Annotated in this window: 6 protein-coding genes and 1 pseudogene; 4 read left to right on the top strand and 3 right to left on the bottom strand. The window is 59.8% G+C overall.

All coding sequences use genetic code 11. From position 1 onward, the window contains the following. Position 1: 1 nt before the first annotated feature. Positions 2-2,510 (top strand): annotated as a pseudogene (gene secA, locus CZ322_RS01425) (preprotein translocase subunit SecA); the annotation flags it as partial. A gap of 620 nt (positions 2,511-3,130) precedes the next feature. On the opposite strand, the gene CZ322_RS01420 reads toward secA, so the two are convergent. After that, positions 3,131-4,243, bottom strand: coding sequence for an Rv3235 family protein (locus CZ322_RS01420; RefSeq protein WP_087069913.1), 1,113 nt, complete (start codon positions 4,241-4,243; stop codon positions 3,131-3,133). 1,427 nt (positions 4,244-5,670) lie between these two features. Between CZ322_RS01420 and CZ322_RS01410 the strand changes: the two genes are divergently transcribed. The 3 genes from CZ322_RS01410 (at position 5,671) to CZ322_RS01390 (ending at position 14,064) form a co-directional block, all read left to right on the top strand. Next, positions 5,671-6,249, top strand: coding sequence for a hypothetical protein (locus tag CZ322_RS01410; RefSeq protein ID WP_087069911.1), 579 nt, complete (start codon positions 5,671-5,673; stop codon positions 6,247-6,249). Between the two features lie 1,071 nt (positions 6,250-7,320). After that, positions 7,321-7,842: a DUF6912 family protein gene (locus CZ322_RS01395; protein WP_087069908.1), complete on the top strand. Its 522-nt coding sequence runs from the start codon at positions 7,321-7,323 to the stop codon at positions 7,840-7,842. Positions 7,843-8,619: 777 nt separating this feature from the next. Continuing rightward, positions 8,620-14,064, top strand: a complete 5,445-nt coding sequence (locus CZ322_RS01390; RefSeq protein ID WP_087069907.1) for an Ig-like domain-containing protein — start codon at positions 8,620-8,622, stop codon at positions 14,062-14,064. A 131-nt stretch (positions 14,065-14,195) separates the two neighbouring features. Here the strand turns inward: CZ322_RS01390 and CZ322_RS01385 are convergent, their stop codons facing one another. Then, on the bottom strand, positions 14,196-17,270 hold the full coding sequence (locus CZ322_RS01385; RefSeq protein ID WP_087069906.1) for an AAA family ATPase: 3,075 nt from the start codon (positions 17,268-17,270) through the stop codon (positions 14,196-14,198). A gap of 6 nt (positions 17,271-17,276) precedes the next feature. Further along, positions 17,277-17,735 carry an exonuclease SbcCD subunit D C-terminal domain-containing protein gene (locus tag CZ322_RS01380; RefSeq protein WP_087069905.1) on the bottom strand — a complete coding sequence of 153 codons (459 nt, stop codon included), beginning with the start codon at positions 17,733-17,735 and terminating at the stop codon, positions 17,277-17,279. Between the last annotated feature and the right edge of the window lie 51 nt (positions 17,736-17,786).

Here is a 17,786-nt window from a genome sequence, read left to right as displayed (position 1 = left end):
AGTGGCACGCTTGATTGATCGTATCCTTCGCGCCGGCGAAGGCCGCACGCTGAAGAAGCTGAAGAACATCACCGCGCAGGTCAATGCGCTCGAAAGTGATATCTCGGCGATGAGTGATGAGGAGTTGCGCGCGCAAACCGATAGCTTCAAGGAGCGCCTGAAAGAGGGAGAAACCCTCGATGCTATCCTTCCCGAAGCTTTTGCCACGGTGCGTGAAGCGGCGGTGCGGACCATCGGTCAGCGCCCCTATGATGTGCAGGTGATGGGCGGCGCGGCCCTCCACCTGGGCAATATTGCCGAAATGAAAACCGGTGAAGGTAAAACGCTGGTGGCAACCATGCCCGCCTACCTCAACTCGCTCACCGGTGAGGGCGTGCACGTGGTCACGGTTAATGATTACCTGGCTTCCTACCAGTCCGAACTCATGGGGCGCGTCTACCGCTTCCTCGGGGTGACCACCGGGTGTATTCTCACCGGGCAAACTCCCGAACAGCGCCGCGAACAATACAATGCGGATATTACTTACGGAACCAATAATGAATTTGGTTTCGATTACCTGCGTGACAATATGGCGTGGCGGACCAGTGAGCTGGTGCAGCGCGGGCATAATTTCGTTATCGTTGACGAAGTTGATTCCATTCTTATTGACGAAGCGCGTACCCCGCTCATTATTTCCGGGCCGGCGGAAGGCGATGCGAATAAGTGGTATCGCGAATTTGCGCGCTTGGTGCTGCGTATGCGCCGGGATACCGATTACGAAGTGGATGAGAAGAAGCGCACCGTGGGTGTGCTCGAAGCGGGAATTGACAAGGTGGAAGATGCCCTGGGTATCGATAACCTCTACGAATCCCTCAATACTCCACTCATCGGCTACCTGAATAATGCAATTAAGGCCAAGGAGCTTTTCGAGCGGGACCGCGATTACGTGGTGCTCAACGGCGAAGTGCTCATCGTGGACGAACACACCGGGCGCGTGCTGCCCGGGCGGCGCTATAACGAAGGCATGCACCAGGCGATTGAAGCCAAGGAAGGTGTGGAGATCAAGGCGGAGAACCAGACTCTGGCCACGATCACCCTCCAGAACTACTTCCGCTTGTACAACAAGCTCTCCGGCATGACGGGTACGGCGGAAACCGAAGCTGAGGAATTTGCCTCGACGTATAAGCTCGGCGTCGTTCCCATCCCCACGAATAAGCCGATGATCCGCAAGGACGAACAGGATCTTATTTATCCCACCCGCGCCGCCAAGCTGCGCGCGGTTGTGGAAGATATTGTGGAGCGCCACGAAAAGGGCCAGCCGGTGCTGGTGGGTACCGCCTCGGTGGAAGCTTCCGAAGAGCTCTCCGATTTGCTCGCACGTGAAGGCATCGAGCATCAGGTTCTCAACGCGAAGCAGCACGAGCGGGAAGCGCGCGTGGTTGCGGAGGCCGGGCGTAAGGGCGCGGTTACGGTGGCCACCAATATGGCCGGCCGCGGTACTGACATTATGCTGGGCGGCAACCCCGAACATCGCGCGGTGGATGCGCTGGCGGCACGCGGCCTGGACCCGGAAGAAACCCCGGAAGAATACGAAGCGGCCTGGCCCGAAGAGCTGGCGCGCCAGCAGGAAGCCGTCAAGGCCGAACACGAAGAAGTGGCCGAATTGGGCGGTCTGTACGTGCTCGGTTCGGAGCGCCACGAATCCCGGCGTATCGATAACCAGCTGCGCGGGCGTAGCGGCCGCCAGGGTGACCCGGGCGAATCCCGCTTCTACCTCTCGCTGGAAGATGACCTGCTGCGCCTATGGGGCCAGGGCATGGCCGGGCGGATGCTCAGCTACGCCATGGACGACGATGCTCCGATCGAAACCAAGCAGATGTCGAAGAACGTTTCGCGGGCGCAAACCGAAAATGAGGCGCGGAACGCGGAAATGCGGAAGAACGTCCTCAAGTACGACGACGTGATGAACGACCAGCGTACCGTGGTGTACACCGAGCGGCGTTCCATCCTCGAGGGCGAAAATATGGAGTCCATGGTGCAGGGCTTCCTCGACTTCGTGGTGGATGACGTGGTCAGCGCCCACACCGCCGATGATAATGAGGAAGCGTGGGATCTTTCCGCACTGTGGACGGACCTCAAGGGCTACTACACTCCCGGATTCACCGCGGAGGAATACCTTGATGAGATTGGCGGGCCCTCCCAGCTGGATCGCACCGCGCTCAAGCGCGAACTCACCGATGATATTCACGCCCATTACGAGGAGCGCGAAGCGGAAGTCGGCGAGGAAAATATGCGCGAACTGGAACGCCAGATCGTGCTGTCCGTGCTGGACCGCAAGTGGCGCGAGCACCTCTACGAAATGGATTACCTCAAGGAAGGTATTGGCTTGCGCGCCATGGCGCAGCGCGATCCGCTCGTCGAATACAAGGACGAGGGCTACCGCATGTTCCAGGCGATGAACGACAATATCATGTCGGAAACCGTCCGGTACCTCTTCAAGTTCGAGCTTCCTTCCGAACGTGCGGCGCGCCTGGAGGCTGAAGCTCAGGCGACCGGCCCGGTGACCGTGGCGGGGAATACCGCGGCGGGTATGGCCGGCCCCGGAGTGGCGATTCGCACCAGCGGTGCGGGCAGTGCCGAGCAGGTGTCCGCTTCCCAGCAGGCGCTGCGTGCCGCCCAGGAACAGCAGCGTCAGTTGCTGGAGGAAAAGCAACGCCAGGTGCAAGCGGAACAGCAGCGGGCTTTGCAGGCCGCGGTGGGTGAAGGCGCCGAGGGGGCCTCGGGCCAGCGCGTGACCGCGGAATCCCTGGGGATTAAGCAGCCGAAGCGCCAGCAGAATGTTTCGTATTCCTCGGCGGCGAAGGACGGTTCCGGGGAAACGGAAACCACCGGTGCGCGGGGCGGTTCGCGCGGGGGCCGGGGCAGTGCGGGTGGTGCTGGCGGTTCTGGTGGTGGTAACCGGGCGCAGCGCCGGGCCGCGGCCAAGCAGAACAAGAAGCGGCGGCGGTAGGCCTTAGATATATGAGCGTCGGCCGGTCACGTGCGTGATAGTTGCGTGACCGGCCGGCGCTTGTTTTTATTTCGGATGCGTTGCGGCCTAATAGCCCTGCGTGCGCGTTTCGGGATAGTTTTTGTTACCCTTGGGGCCCGTTCACCCAATTTCCAAGGCGACGACGATCCAGCGCCCCGCGAGGAATTCCATGCGCATGGCAACCGCATGGGTTCGCTCGCCCGAATATACGCAGGCGATGACCTCGGCCACGCGCGGGCGTGGATGCGTTATTTTGAGCGTGGAAATCCGCAGGTTTCCCAGCCAGGGTGCTTTCCCTTTAATACGCATAGCCAGGCCGGCCCGGCGCACGAGCGCGGCAAATACCTCCGGGCTGAGATGCGGGCGCACATATCCGGGTGCGCGGTGGCCCAGCAGTACCTCAATGGAGTAGATAATAATTCCGGCGGCGAAACGATGCGGTGGCCGGATCTCGGGCGGGAGTGGATCATCCAGGGTAGCCATCTCCTCACGCCACATATCACGGTAGGGCGCGGCGGATAGCGCGAGCCGGTTCCATTGGTGGAGTTTGGATTCGGTCGGTATGGCTGTGTAGGTATCGGTGCTGTTCTCAGCATTGATGGCGTGGAAGTCACCGGCGGGGTCAACACCATCAGTGAGGTAAACATCATCGATCAGCTCAAAGGCATCGATGGGATCCACGCCTTGGGCGGGTTCCATGCCGTTTGTGAACTCCACGCTGTTTGTGGATTCCGTGCCGTTTGCGGGGGCCGTGTCGTTTGTGGGGTCCGCGTCGGTGCCGGGGCGCTCGCCAATCAGAGCATCGGGTAGCTCCGCGGGCTCACCCGCGAGCTCGCCTGCGGACTCGGCTACGAGCCCACGCGCGGGCGGCGCGTTTTCCGCCACGCAGGTATCTTCCTCGTGGGGTGCCGGCGGGAAGGGAGGGTGGCGGGTGACCGCGCGATATTGGGTGATTTCCGCGAGTTGAACCTGATCCAGAGTGGACACAATTTCATCCATATCCGGCTGCGCAAATACGGGAGGTGGTGCAGGTGGGAGCCGAGAAACCCGAATCATCTCCGGCTCCTCCGCCCCGAGATGGGAACACGAACCCGGCTGGCCCTCCGCGGTGACTTCTTCGGGAGGAGGCAGATCCTGACCCGCAGCGTTGGTTATGGGCTGCGGTTCGGGGTGAGCGGGCGTCGTCGTTTCAGTAGCACCGGGGGTATTTTCGGTATGCGGAGCAGTGGACATGGGATCTCCTTGAGATGCGTGGGGGTAGGGGAACGAGCCTCGATGGCCGAGGCAGGACTGAATATGGGTGGTGGGAGCAGATGCGTGACTCTTACTCCCGCGCTGGCGGAAGAATAAAGTGTTCGCCGGGATAAATGAGGTCGCTATCCTCGATGGTGTTGGCCGCGGCGATGGCGTGGGTATAGCCGAGAATATCCGCATCGCTCGCTCCGGCCCCGAGGTGTGTATCGGCAATATCCCAAAGGGTGTCCCCGAGCTGGACAATATAAATCGGGGGAGGCGCTGCCCACGGCAGCTCCGCGGGCTGCGGATCCGAGTTGAGGAGCGGGGCAGTCAGCTGCGAAATCTCGGTCGGGGAAAGGGCGGGTGTACTGCGCGCGGTGGGGCGTAACGATTCGGCGGGAGCGCTACCCGGGTCACTTGGCTGAGCTGCCAGAGAGGGCTGAGCAGGTTCGGCCGGTTCAGCCGAAGGCGATGCCGCAGGTAGCGCCGGCGGGTGCAAATAGTAGCCACCCGCGTCGTCTCGATACGAGACATCACCGAGCAAGTCATCGGGATTCGCGCGGAACGACCCGGTGGGATCGGGACTGGGCTGGGAAGGCGAGGTGAGAAGAGCGGAATAGTCACCGCCCCAGCCAATATCGACGCCGCTGCCAGAGTTCGGCTCCGCGGCCCATGCCCCGGGCATGGCCACCAGCGTAGTGGCGAGAGTGCTGGNCACCAGGGTAGTGGCGAGAGTGGGGGGGAGAGCCGTGCGGAAAGGGCGCCCGCCGATGCGACGGGCGAGGCGGGTGACGGCGTCGTCCTTCCCGCGCGCGAAGCGTGCAACCGCGCAATAGCAGAGGGTGAGCCGCGCGCATGCCAAGCACGCGACGATGCATACGCCCACGGTGAGAGTCCCGGTGAGCTGGGCGACGCTCCCGGGCGGAGCATGCAAGCGGGCGGTCGCGACCGCGAAAAATGCGGACGCGAGCCCTGCGAGCGCCGATAACAGCGCTTTGATCGTTGCCGACATCGTGAACCTCTTCAGTGGGGTTACCGGTCAGGATCGAAAACCTCGTGCTCTGCTCGTGATGAAGAGCGGGTGGCACGCGGTTCTCACCGTGGTGGTATGACTAAATGTCCCGTGTGGCTCAACTATTAATCAGCCGGGTACACCCGGCCTCATCCCCCTGTGGATAACTCATATAAGAAACGGCAGGGAATGCCCTGGATATCCACAAGCTGTGGATGAGGACTTGGCGAGTTGCGCGCTAGCTGCCACACTGACTCCACGGCGCGAGCGGGCGTGAGCGGAGGCCAAAGTGGTGGTTATTTCTGGTCGTTTCCGGTCACTTCGCATCGCTCCCGGTCGCGAGTTTTCGCGGTCACATGCGTTCGAGTGTGGTCAAGTTCGCTCACATGCGGTCAATCGAAAGGGGAAGCGGATGCGTGAGAAAACGTGGACGCGGTGGAAAGATCCGCGTCTGGCAGGTGGGGTGGCGTTGATTGCTGCCGGCGCGCTCGCGGGCGGGTATGCGCTGCGCGGCCCGGTGACCGTGCCCGTCTATCGGGCAACCGAGGCGGTGGTGCCCGGCACCTCGCTGGATGAGGCGAGTCTGGCCGTGGTGGAAGTACCGGCCGGGCTGGCCGACGCCTATATACCGGCAGGCCAGGCCGGTACGGTTGGGCGCACGATTTACCCGGGTGAGCTGGTCGAAAAGTCGGCGTTGCGCATGTCGGGCGAGCGGGTCGTTACGATGCTGCCGCTCAGCGGTGCGCTTCCCACTGCTCTGGCGCGCGGGGCACCGGCGCAATTGTGGGCGCTTCCCGCCGCGGGCGGCACCGGCGAAAAAGCTCCCGCCCGGCTGATTTCCCGGGAGGTTATCTTCGCGGGAACGGCTAGCGATACGCATTTCGCGGGCGCGGCGGCGATGGAAGTTCATATCCCGCGCGCCGAGCTCGGAGCTGCGCTTGAGGAGCTCGCGGCGGGTGCGTCATTCACGCTGGTAGGTGAGGTGCAGTGAGGTCGAATCCTGAGCGCCGGAAGCATGGCAATGTCTCGAAGCACACGAATCCTGCTGAGCGTCCCCATCCTGACCCCGGTTTCTTGGTGGCCATCTGGGGGAGCGCGGGCGCCCCGGGGCGTTCCACTCTGGCACGCGATCTTGCCTGGGTGTTGAGCGAGCGGCATGCGGTGCTGCTGGTGGACGCGGATACCCGCAACCCGTCCTTGGCGCAGCTCGTGGACCTGGGCGAGGAGCCAGCCGGGCTCATCGGAGTGGCCCGCGCCCTGCATGCTGGCGACGCGCTAGAGACGCAGCTTCCGCGTTACGTGCGGGAACTGCGCACCGGCCCGCGTGGCACTTTACATTTCCTCCCCGGCCTCAATCGCGCTGGCCGCTGGCATGAGCTGATTGGACCCGGTATTGGCGATCTGTGGGATAAGCTCCGACCTTTCGCGCAGGTCACCATCGTTGATTGCGCCGCGGAACTTCCCACTTTTCTCGACGAGGCCAGCGCTCAGGCAGGCGGATTCCTCACTTTGAATCAGCACGATTGGCGCAATCAGCTAGGCCAGCGAGCCCGGAGTAGCGCGGGATGTATCGGGGCGAGCGGGGAGCGTGATAGCTTGACGCTCAGTGCGCTTCTTTCNGGGTGTATCACTTTCATAATTTTCACATATGTGACGGCGTCCGGCTCCTAAATATCCGTATATCTAACCAATGGAGAAAAGATGTCTCACTACACGGGGTCGCTTAATTCGGCACCCGGCATTTTCGCTCCGGCTGGCAATCGAGCNTTGCGCCGCGGAGTGGAGGCGTGGTGGCGGGCCCGGGCGCTGGCCCGCGCGGCTTTGCCGGTGGTCACCCGCGCGGGTCTGGAGGATCGCGTTACTTTCGCCTCGCTTCTCGGGGAGAGTGAGATACCCGCCGTGATAGGGGTGGGCGACGACGAAGCTCGCTACGCACGGGCCGAACGAGCCGGCACCAGCGTGGTGGCTGTAGCCCCTCGCAGTAGGGTGAGTCGGGATGTGCGGCGGCTGGCGCGTGCCGTTCTGGACTATCGGGGTGTGGGGCGGTGAGTAGACTGGGCGCATGAGAATTTATCTTCCGGCTACTCCTGCCGATGTTGCGATGTCCGTGCTTTCCGGGCGTGTGGTGCACGCGGCAACGGAGGCCCTGGCGCGTGAAGTGAATGATGAAGATCGTGACTATCTCGAGGCGATTGCTTTCAACGCGGCCGCGGATGATTCTTTGTGTGCCGTTTCGGCGATGTTCGCCGGGAAGGCCGATCCTCAGTTCGGGGTAGTGCTCCCGGAGCGGGGCGGGCTGCGCCCGCGCCGAGTTGTGATTGCCGCTGAGGTAGCACCCGAGAAATGCCGGGATCTTGCCAACCCGGAGGAGTATTTACCCACGGCCCTTGAGCTTTCTGATGAGCTCTCCTGGGCTGAGGTGGTGTCTATCCACGTGGACGGGCCGGAGATGGAACCCTACGTGCTGGCAGGGCCTGATGACGAGGCCGCTTTCAAGGTACTCGCCGAGGAGGACTTGCTCTGGTACGACGTTTCCGAACGCCTTGATCTAGCCCTCGAACTGGGTGCAGCGGCAAGCGTTTAAGGCGCCGACATGGTTATGTGGTCTGGATGTGCATGCTGATCGGATGATGCTGCATGTATAGCCGCTTGTTATGAAAACCGCGCGAATAGTTCTCTCATATCTATGAGACTTATTCTCTCAAAGAGGCTATGTGCAAATTGAATAATGATTCACGAGTCCATGTGCAGGCGGGTGGTTATGTTCCACACACTTTGTGGAAAATAAGTTACATAAAGACTGCAAGATGGGCGGAAAGTCCCCTATCAATTGGGGGGGGCGTCCAATAAAGCCCCAGGTCAAAGCGGTATATGCATATTTGATGAGGTATTGCTAAATATCAAAGGGGATATTCATGGTTGTGTTACGATTTTGAATGATTAGGCGATACGGTGCGTTACTGATTATGTTTTGGTGATACTTGGGTGTATCACTTTCATAATTTTCACATATGTGACGGCGTCCGGCTCCTAAATATCCGTATATCTAACCAATGGAGAAAAGATGTCTCACTACACGGGGTCGCTTAATTCGGCACCCGGCATTTTCGCTCCGGCTGGCAATCGAGCGGGGGGGGGGGTATCTCTTCGTAAGAAGCTGTGGGCGGGCCTTACTGCTGCAGCTTTGTGTTTGAGTCTCACCCCGACGTTTAGCGCTCCTTCTGCACAAGCCTATGAGCTACAGCGGTCAGACGGTAATCTCGGTGAAATTAAAGGCTCGGTATATGGCCGAGTTTTCCACGACCGAGGCGGCAGTATCGCTAGTTTTGACAGTAATGATGAGGGCCTGGCTGGCGTCAAAGTGTATGCCCAGTGGGTTGATTTTAAAAACAAAAAGCTGAAGGGTGCTGTCTCGCCGGTCTATTGGACCGAAACTAAAGCCGATGGCAAGTACTCGATCAAGCTCCCTAATTGGACGGACGCACTAGGTATCGAGCATAAGTGGAAAGCTCAGGCAGGGCAAGGCTTGCGTATTTGGTCCGATAACCCCGATAAAACCAAGTACGTCAATTCATTTGTCGAAGCCGACGGCGTATTTGTTAGTAACGGGATGGTGCAGCGTTATGTAGGTACGTGGAATGCATGGCCACAGTCCGCTGCGGAGAACTTCAATATTTCATATCAGGAGCGCCCGCAAATTAGCGAGATGTTCCCGGATGAGAGCACTTGGAAGGAAACCACCAACCAAGAAAACGGTGGCTGGGTTTCGGGTCGTGTTTTCTATGACCAGAGGAATGTGTTTGGTGCACCCAAGGCGGTGCGCATGTTCCAAGACAGCTTTGGTGATGTTGCAGTACCTGGCGTTAAAGTAGTCGGCGCATACGTTCAAGACGGAGTGGCGAAACTCTTCGACGAATGGAAGAAGAACCACAACGGCTATACTCGCGAGCAGTTTAAAGCTGCGCAGCGTGAAATTATGGCGAAGTATGAGCAGGAGACCGGGAAGAGCGCTATCGCCGAGACTTCCTACGCGGTCACGGATGCCAAGGGTAATTATCACATCCAGTTCCAGGGCCTGTGGGGTGACTCTTACAGCTACAAGGGAATTGTGAATGCTGGGCAACACGGCGATCCGGTTCCCGAAGGTGCGAGCGCTTCGTGGCTCAAGGGTAACCTCAAGTCGCGACACGTTAACGTCGAATATATGTACGTTGCTCCCGTTCTTCCTGATGGAGTAGGGGGCGCCCTTGATAACTTCCCGGATAACTTGTATCAATACGGCGCCCAGGTTGTTGACTATGCGACCGACGGCGCTATGAGCAATATTAGGGATCAGGATTTTGCCCTTCGTATGGAGGATCGTGATTTCCAGGTTTTGGAGTACAACCAGACCACTAAGCCTGCGGCTCCTGGCGTGACGGTCGAAACGAAGGCTACTGGTTTTGTTCCCTCGAGCGGTCACGAAATTGTGTGGACGGATTCCGAGGGTAACGAGGTGCATAAGTGCATCTCCACATCTTCAAACCTGGGAGTTGTGAACTCGTGTCCTCTGACCGTTCCGGCTGATCTCGATCATGACGAAATCTACACGGCAACAATCTATCCCGAGGGCTCGCGCGATACTGCGCTAGCCAAGGACGCATTTGCCGCCAAGCCCACTCCGGAGTACAAGCACACCTCGGTTGACCTCGACACGACCGAGACTGTTGCTTCGCCGCTTCACAAGGAAAACGGAACCAAGCCGCGAGATGCCAAGTATGCTCCGCTTGATGACAACACGAAGATTCCGGCGGAACTGCTTGCTGATGTCGACCAGGCCAAGGTGAAGGTTGGCCAGCAGCCCTGGGCGACGGTTAATGAGGATGGGACAATTTCCCTTGCTCCGACCGCTGGAAATGCTGAAGTTGGCGAATACCTCATCCCGGTCAAGATGACTACCCCGACGGGTGAAAAGATTCTTCTTGCTCCGATTACGGTGCGTGATCCGAATTCCGATGGTGATAACGACGGCACTCCGGACCTGAAGGATCAGTGTCCTGCTGTTGCTGGGCCGGCTTCTAATAATGGTTGCCCTGCGTGGGGTGATGGTGATGGTAAGCCCGGCGCTGAAGTGACGCTGGAGAAGGACCCTGCTAATGGCAAGGTTCCGGATACTGCATCATGCGAGGCGACTGGTGGTGCCACCTGCGCCATTGGCCCCGATGGCAACGTCGTCGTCAAGATCCCTGGTGACGCCAAGGATAAGGACGAGATTACTGTCACGATCAAGGATGGTGACAAGATCTTCGACACCTCCAAGGTGACCGTCAAGGATCCGGATACCGATGGCGATACTGTCCCGGATTCTTTGGATAAGTGCCCGGATGTTGCTGGGCCGGCTTCTAATAATGGTTGCCCTGCGTGGAGTGATGGTGATGGTAAGCCTGGCGCGGATGTGACCTTGGAGAAGGATCCGGCTAACGGCGATATCCCGAACACCGCTACTTGTGAAGCCGGTAATGGTGCTAGCTGCACCATTGGCCCGGATGGCAACGTCGTCGTCAAGATTCCGGAAGACGCTGCCCCCGGTACTGAGATTCCGGTGACCATTAAGGATGGTGACACGACCCTGGACACCTCCAAGGTGACCGTTATTCCCGCGAACAACCCGATCTGGAATGACACGACCACCGAGCCGTCCGCACCGGTTAAGCTGCCTAATGAGGGTGGCCCCGTCCCGGCAGGCTCCACGGTTGAGGTGACCGGGCCGGGTACCGCAACCCTGAACGAAGACGGCTCGATCACCGTCACTCCGAACGCGAACGCCAAGGATAAGGACCAGATCGTCGTCAAGGTCAAGGACCCGAACGGTAAGGATCTTGACTCCGCTACCGTGACCATTGCTGACCCCGACACCGACGGCGACAATGTCCCCGATGGCAAGGATCAGTGCCCGACCATCGCTGGGCCGGCTTCCAATAACGGTTGCCCGGCGTGGGGTGATGGTGATGGTAAGCCCGGCACTGATGTGACGCTGGAGAAGGATCCGGCTAATGGTCCGATCCCGTCCTCGGCCACCTGCGAAGCAACCGGTGGTGCCACCTGCACTATTGGCGGGGATGGCAACGTCGTCGTCAAGATTCCTGGGGATGCTAAGGATAAGGACGAGATCACCGTGACCATCAAGGATGGTGACAAGGTCCTCGACACCTCCAAGGTGACCGTCACCGATCCGGATACCGATGGCGATACCGTCCCGGATGCGCTTGATCAGTGCCCGGATATTGCCGGTCCGGCTTCCAATAACGGTTGCCCTGCGTGGGGTGATGGTGATGGTAAGCCCGGCACTGATGTGACGCTGGAGAAGGATCCTGCTAATGGTCCGATTCCGTCCTCGGCCACATGCGAAGCAACCGGTGGTGCCACCTGCACTATTGGCGGGGATGGCAACGTCGTCGTCAAGGTTCCTGGTGACGCGACCCCTGGCACTGAAATCACAGTAACCATTAAGGACGGCGATAAGACACTCGATACCTCCAAGGTGACGGTTACCGAGCCGGACAAGCCTGTGTGGAACGACGGAAACAGTAAGCCGGGTGTTCCAGTGGACCTTCCTAATACCGGCGGGCCGGTACCCGACGGCACAACGGTGGAAGTGAACGGTCCGGGTACCGCGACCCTCAATCCCGATGGTTCAATCACGGTTACCCCGAATCCGGATGCTAAGGACAAGGACGAAGTTGTCGTCACGGTCAAGGATCGCGATGGCAAGGAACTCGATACCGTAACCGTGACGGTCAATGATCCTGATACTGACGGCGATGGCCTGACCGATTCCGAAGAAGAAAAGATCGGAACCGATCCGAATAACCCGGATACCGACGGCGATGGCATCAATGACGGTGACGAAGTCAATGGCACCAAGAACCCGTTCCAGGACGACAAGTCTGATCCGGACGGTAAGCCTGGTAATACTGACCCGCTCAACCCTGACTCGGATGGCGATGGTGTGAATGACGGTGACGAAGTGACCGGTAAGCACAACAATGGCAATCCGACTAACCCGAACAAGGCCGACTCTGATGGTGACGGCGTGACGGATGGGGATGAGAAGAAGGACGGCACCGATCCGAATAACCCGGACACCGACGGTGACGGCGTGAATGACGGTGACGAGAAGAAGGACGGAACTGACCCGAAGAACCCGGACACCGACGGCGATGGCATCAACGACGGGGACGAGAAGAAGGACGGGACCGATCCGAAGAACCCGGACACCGACGGCGACGGTGTGACTGACGGTCGTGAAAAGGACCTGGGCACCGACCCGAAGAATTCTGATACTGATGGTGACGGCCTGACCGATGGTGAGGAAGCCGGCACGGACATTGACGAGAACGGTAAGCCCGCTCGTAATGAGGATGGCACCCCGAAGGTCGATGATTCCAAGGCCACCAAGACCGACCCGAAGAACCCGGATACCGATGGTGACGGTATCAACGACGGCGACGAAGTCAACGGCACCAAGAACCCGTTCAAGGATGACAAGTTCAATAAGGACGGTAAGCCTGGTAATACTGATCCGCTCAACCCTGACACTGATGGTGACGGGGTGAACGACGGTGACGAAGTGACCGGTAAGAATAACGGTGGCAAGCCGACCAACCCGAATAAGGCCGATACCGATGGCGATGGCGTGACCGACGCTGACGAAATCAAGGACGGCACGGACCCGAACAATGCTGACACCGATGGTGACGGCGTGACGGACGGGGACGAAAAGAAGGACGGCACTGATCCGAAGAACCCGGATACTGACGGTGATGGTGTGACTGATGGTCGTGAAAAGGACCTGGGCACCGATCCGAAGAACCCGGATACTGACGGTGATGGCCTGACCGACGGCGAGGAAGTTGGCACGGATATCGACGAGAACGGTAAGCCTGCTCGTAATGAGGATGGCACCCCGAAGGTTGATGACTCCAAGGCCACCAAGACCGACCCGAAGAACCCCGATACTGACGGTGATGGACTCACTGATGGTGAGGAAAAGAAGATCGGTACTGACCCATTGAACCCGGATACCGATGGTGACGGGCTCACCGATGGGGACGAGGTGAACGGCACTAAGAACCCGTTCCAGGACGATAAGTTCAATAAGGGCGGTAAGCCTGGTAACACCGACCCGCTCAACCCTGACACCGACGGTGACGGTCTCACCGATGGTGACGAAGTCACCGGCAAGAACAACGGTGGCAAACCGACCAACCCGAACAAGGCCGATACCGATGGCGACGGCGTCAATGATGGCGACGAAATCAACAACGGTACCGACCCGAATAAGGGCGACACCGATGGTGATGGCCTGACCGATGGTGAAGAAAAGGTGATCGGTACTGACCCGAAGAACCCGGACACCGACGGTGACGGCATCAACGACGGTGACGAGGTTAATGGCACCAAGAACCCGTTCAAGGACGATAAGTTCAATAAGGACGGTAAGCCTGGTAACACTGACCCGCTCAACCCGGATACCGATGGTGACGGGCTGACCGATGGTGACGAGGTAACCGGCGCGAAGAACGGTGGCAAGCCGACTAACCCGAATAAGGCCGATACCGATGGTGACGGTATCAACGACGGTGACGAAATTAAGAACGGCACCGACCCGTTGAACCCGAACGATCCGGGCAAGCCTGCACCGAAGACCAAGAAGGTCAAGAAGACTCTTCAGGTCACTGGTGCAACGAGCGTGGGTCTTGCTGGTACGGCGGCATTCTTGCTGCTTGCTGGCGGGCTCGTGGTGACGCGGCGCCGCAAGGCATAAGTGCTGAACTGATCGCGTAACGCAAGAGAGGGGCTGGCAGACGAACCTTCACAAGGACAGTCTGCCAGCCCCTCATCCATGTAGAAATACATTCAATCCACGGCTCTAAACGGTGGATTTACCCAGAAAACTTAGGCAGTCACGCGGATATGCGAGGTGCCGTCGTCCCGCGGGATAACTGAGATGCGTTCGCTAATCATCTGTTTCATTTCCGAGACGTGGGAGACAACACCTACGGTGCGCCCGTTTTTCCCGAGACCATGCAGCACTCCCATGACCTGATCAAGCGCTCCATCCGACAGCGAGCCGAAGCCTTCGTCAATGAGGAGGGTATCGAGGTGAATCCCTCCATTTTCCGCGCGCACTACTTCCGCTAAAGCGAGTGCCAGGGAGATAGATACATAGAATGTTTCCCCACCCGAGAGCGTGCGAACGGAACGTTGGACCGGTTCGGGACCGGCGTGGTCGATAACAGCCAAGCCGAGGCCAGTTTTCGACTGGTGACTGCCCTTCTCCTTTTCGTCTGTCCGGATGAGTTCAAAACGCCCGAGGGAAATATCCGCGAGCTGCTCATTAGCAACATCAACAACCTGCTCGAAACGGTGTTGCAGCACGAAGGTTTCCAAGGGAACCTTCGTTACCGATTCGGGGCCCGCGGTAGCCAGGGAAGCTAAACGCACAACCGCTCCGGAATGCTCACGAACTTCCCGCCATGCCTGGAGATCCCGCTGTGCGGTGCGCAAGCGTTCCCCGCCGGAGCGGGCCTGGTTCTCCGCCCTCGTAGCCTGCGCCCGTGCTTCTTGAGCGGCGTGGCGTGCCAGCGCGCTGGCTTCCTCCGCCCTCGCGACATCAGCCTGAGCATCTTCGGGAAGTTCCGCGAGTTCCGGTTCTGCAAGTTCGCGCTTCACATCGCGGCATTCCTCATCAAAAGCAGTGATGGAATCCTGGAGCTGTGCCTCTTCCACTTTGCTGAGCACGGCAGCATCCACTGCCTGGGCATCCGCGAACTCAGTGCCGGCCAGCGCTGCCGCGAGCTCTTCACCGCGAGCCTGTTCATCTTCGCGCGCAGCGAGCACCCCACTCGCGGCGGTGTTCCAGGCATCCTGGGCTTCGCGTAGTTCATCAAGAGCCGTGCGGCGCGCTGCGATAGAAGAAAAGCCGGCGTACTCCGCACTGAGGCGGGTGAGCTGGGTACTGATCTCACGTGCAAGAGAGGTGTTTTCAGCCTCTAATTGCGCCACTTCGGTGCGCAATTGTTCCAGGGCGGTTTCCCGCGTGCGGGCTTTCTCGGCAAGTTGCGCGAGCCGCTTCTCCAAGTTTGTTACGCGCAAAGCTGCCTGCTGTGCCGCACTCAAATCAGCGCGGGCAGCAGCTAATTCCGTACTGGCCGCTTCCGTGGTGGCATCCCCGGCCACGGCCCGTTGCTCAACAAGCTGGGCTTTTATTTTCTCCACATGAGCTAGGCAGGTGCTGTAGTGCTCGCGGGCGGTGCTGGCAGCCGCCTGGGCGGCCTTCACCTGCGCCGCAGTGGCACGCACAGCTTCCGGCGGGGCGGGCGCCGGGTGGGTACAGGATCCGCACACCGGGCAGGGCTCATTTTCACGTAGCTGCCCTGCTAATTCACCCGCGGTGGACTGCACCCACGCATCGGTGATTTTCCTGGCGGAGCTTTCCTTTTCCTGAACCTGGGCAAGAGCATCTGCAAGCTTGGCACGGGCTTCTGCTTCCGCGTTTTCACTGGTGGCTACCCGATCCAATACCTCAAGGAGCTCCGTGGCGCTGCGCACCCGCTGCCCGGCAGCAGCCTCACCGCTGGCGGTGGCGCGGGCAGTATCGAGCTTGCCCTCCACTTCCTCGCGTTCAGTGGCCGCGGTAGTGGCTTCCTCACGCAGCTCTTCCACCGCGCTCTGGCGCTCGGCGAGCTGTTCGGTGGCGCGGGCAGCTTCCTGTTGTTTGCGCTCGACTTCCTGTTCTGAGCGCTCCAATTCGGTCAAGCGCCCGCTAGCTTCGCTCAGCTCGGTGACCAGACGGCGCCCGGATTCCACCCCGGCAGGGCTGAGATCAGTAACGGGACCGTGTTTGCCTCCGGTGCCCGTGCCGAATTCTGCAAAAACAGCCACGAGGTGGGCTTGGGCTTCTGTGCAGGCGCCGGCACAGTCGCGGCTCTCTTGGCGAGCCCGGTCAAGGGCATGTACATGTGGCAGGAGTGGGGCTGCGGCGCGGTGGGCCGCGAGGCGTGCACGATCCACGGCGATCACGGCTTCGCGTTCCTGGAGCTGGCCGGTCCGGGCGTGCAGAACCCGGCGGCGTTCAATGCGGGCAGCCAAAGCGCGTTGCGCGTTTTCGGCTTCGCGAGCCAGCTCTAATGCGGCCTCGGCTTTTTCAGCTTGGGCGAGTGCATCGCTAGCACACCCAACGGTGGTAGCGAGCGCCTGCTCCAGGCCAGTAACAACCGCTTCGCCTTCAGCTGGTAGATCCACGCCTTGAGCGGCGGCGGTGAGGGACTCACTTTCCTCAGGGGGGAGCTCCAAGGCTGTTGCGGTGTTCGATACGGCCCGCACGAAGGTTTCCTGAGCGTTTGCGATAGCTCCGCGTGCCGTGCGGGCGTGATCCGTGAGCCACTGGGTGACCGAACCAAAAACCCGGGTATCGAAAATCTGGGTGAGCAGCTTGGTGCGCTCCTGGCTTTCCAGCCGCAGAAATTCAGCAAACTTTCCTTGCGGAAGCACGATAGTTTGCAAGAACTGTTCCGCATTGAGGCCGAGGAGGTTGCTGATATACACCCCGACATCGCGGGCTTTGGTAGCAATCGGGGTACCGCCATCTATATCTCCGAGGTCCACCGCAGTTTCGGAAAGCTTCCATAATTTTGCGGTAGCAGCGGTGGGGGAGGAATTGCCCGGTTTGGTGAAGCTAGGGGTGCGACGCACCCGGAATGTGCCCGCTTCGATGGTGAAAATAACGTCCGCGTAGCTGATGGTGGAGGGATCAACATACGTGGAGCGCAGGCGCTCGGTTGAGCTTTCTTTCCCGCCCGCGACCGTACCGAAAAGCCCGAAAACGACGGCGTCAATAATGGTTGATTTGCCAGCTCCGGTGGGCCCTTCCACCAGGAAAAGCCCGGAAGCTCCCAGGGCGTCAAAATCAATAACTTCCCGCCCCGCGAAGGAGCCGATACCTTGAAGTTCTAAGCGGCGCAGCTGCATGAGTCCCTACTCCTTCTCCCCGGTGCGGACGGCTTCCCATGCCGCCACCATGACCTGGTTTTCTTCTTCCGTGAGATCCCGGTGCCCACTTTCCGTCATGAATTGGCGTAGCACGCTCAGGGAATCAAGGCGGCGAGTATCCGCTGTGCTGTGGCGGGTGGCGGCCGGATCCACCACGTGGCGAATTTCCAAAGCGTGCGGGAAAGCGGCCCGCACCCGGGTGGTGAGATCCGCCGGGCGGGCCGGATCGGTTACCAGAATACGCGCGAATTTATCCCGATCGTCACGGTGTGCGGGGCTGAGTACCTCGGCTAGCGGTGCTTCGATGGTGACGATGGGGCGCCATACCGGAGCCGGAATGAGTTCTTCTTCCACCAGGGTCCCGCCTTCAAAGGTGAGAAGAACAGAAGATTTGGGCCGGGTTTCCGAGAAAGAAAAAGCGATAGGCGAACCCGAGTACCGCATAGGCGGCAGCCTGCTAGCTTCAGAAGTACCCGGTTCTGGCGCACCGCCCAC

It is taken from the genome of Actinotignum timonense (genome assembly GCF_900155575.1).
Taxonomy (GTDB): Bacteria; Actinomycetota; Actinomycetes; order Actinomycetales; family Actinomycetaceae; genus Actinotignum; species Actinotignum timonense.
The sequence above is the reverse complement of the archived record's forward strand: the minus strand, read 5'-3'. Positions and strand labels throughout refer to the sequence as shown.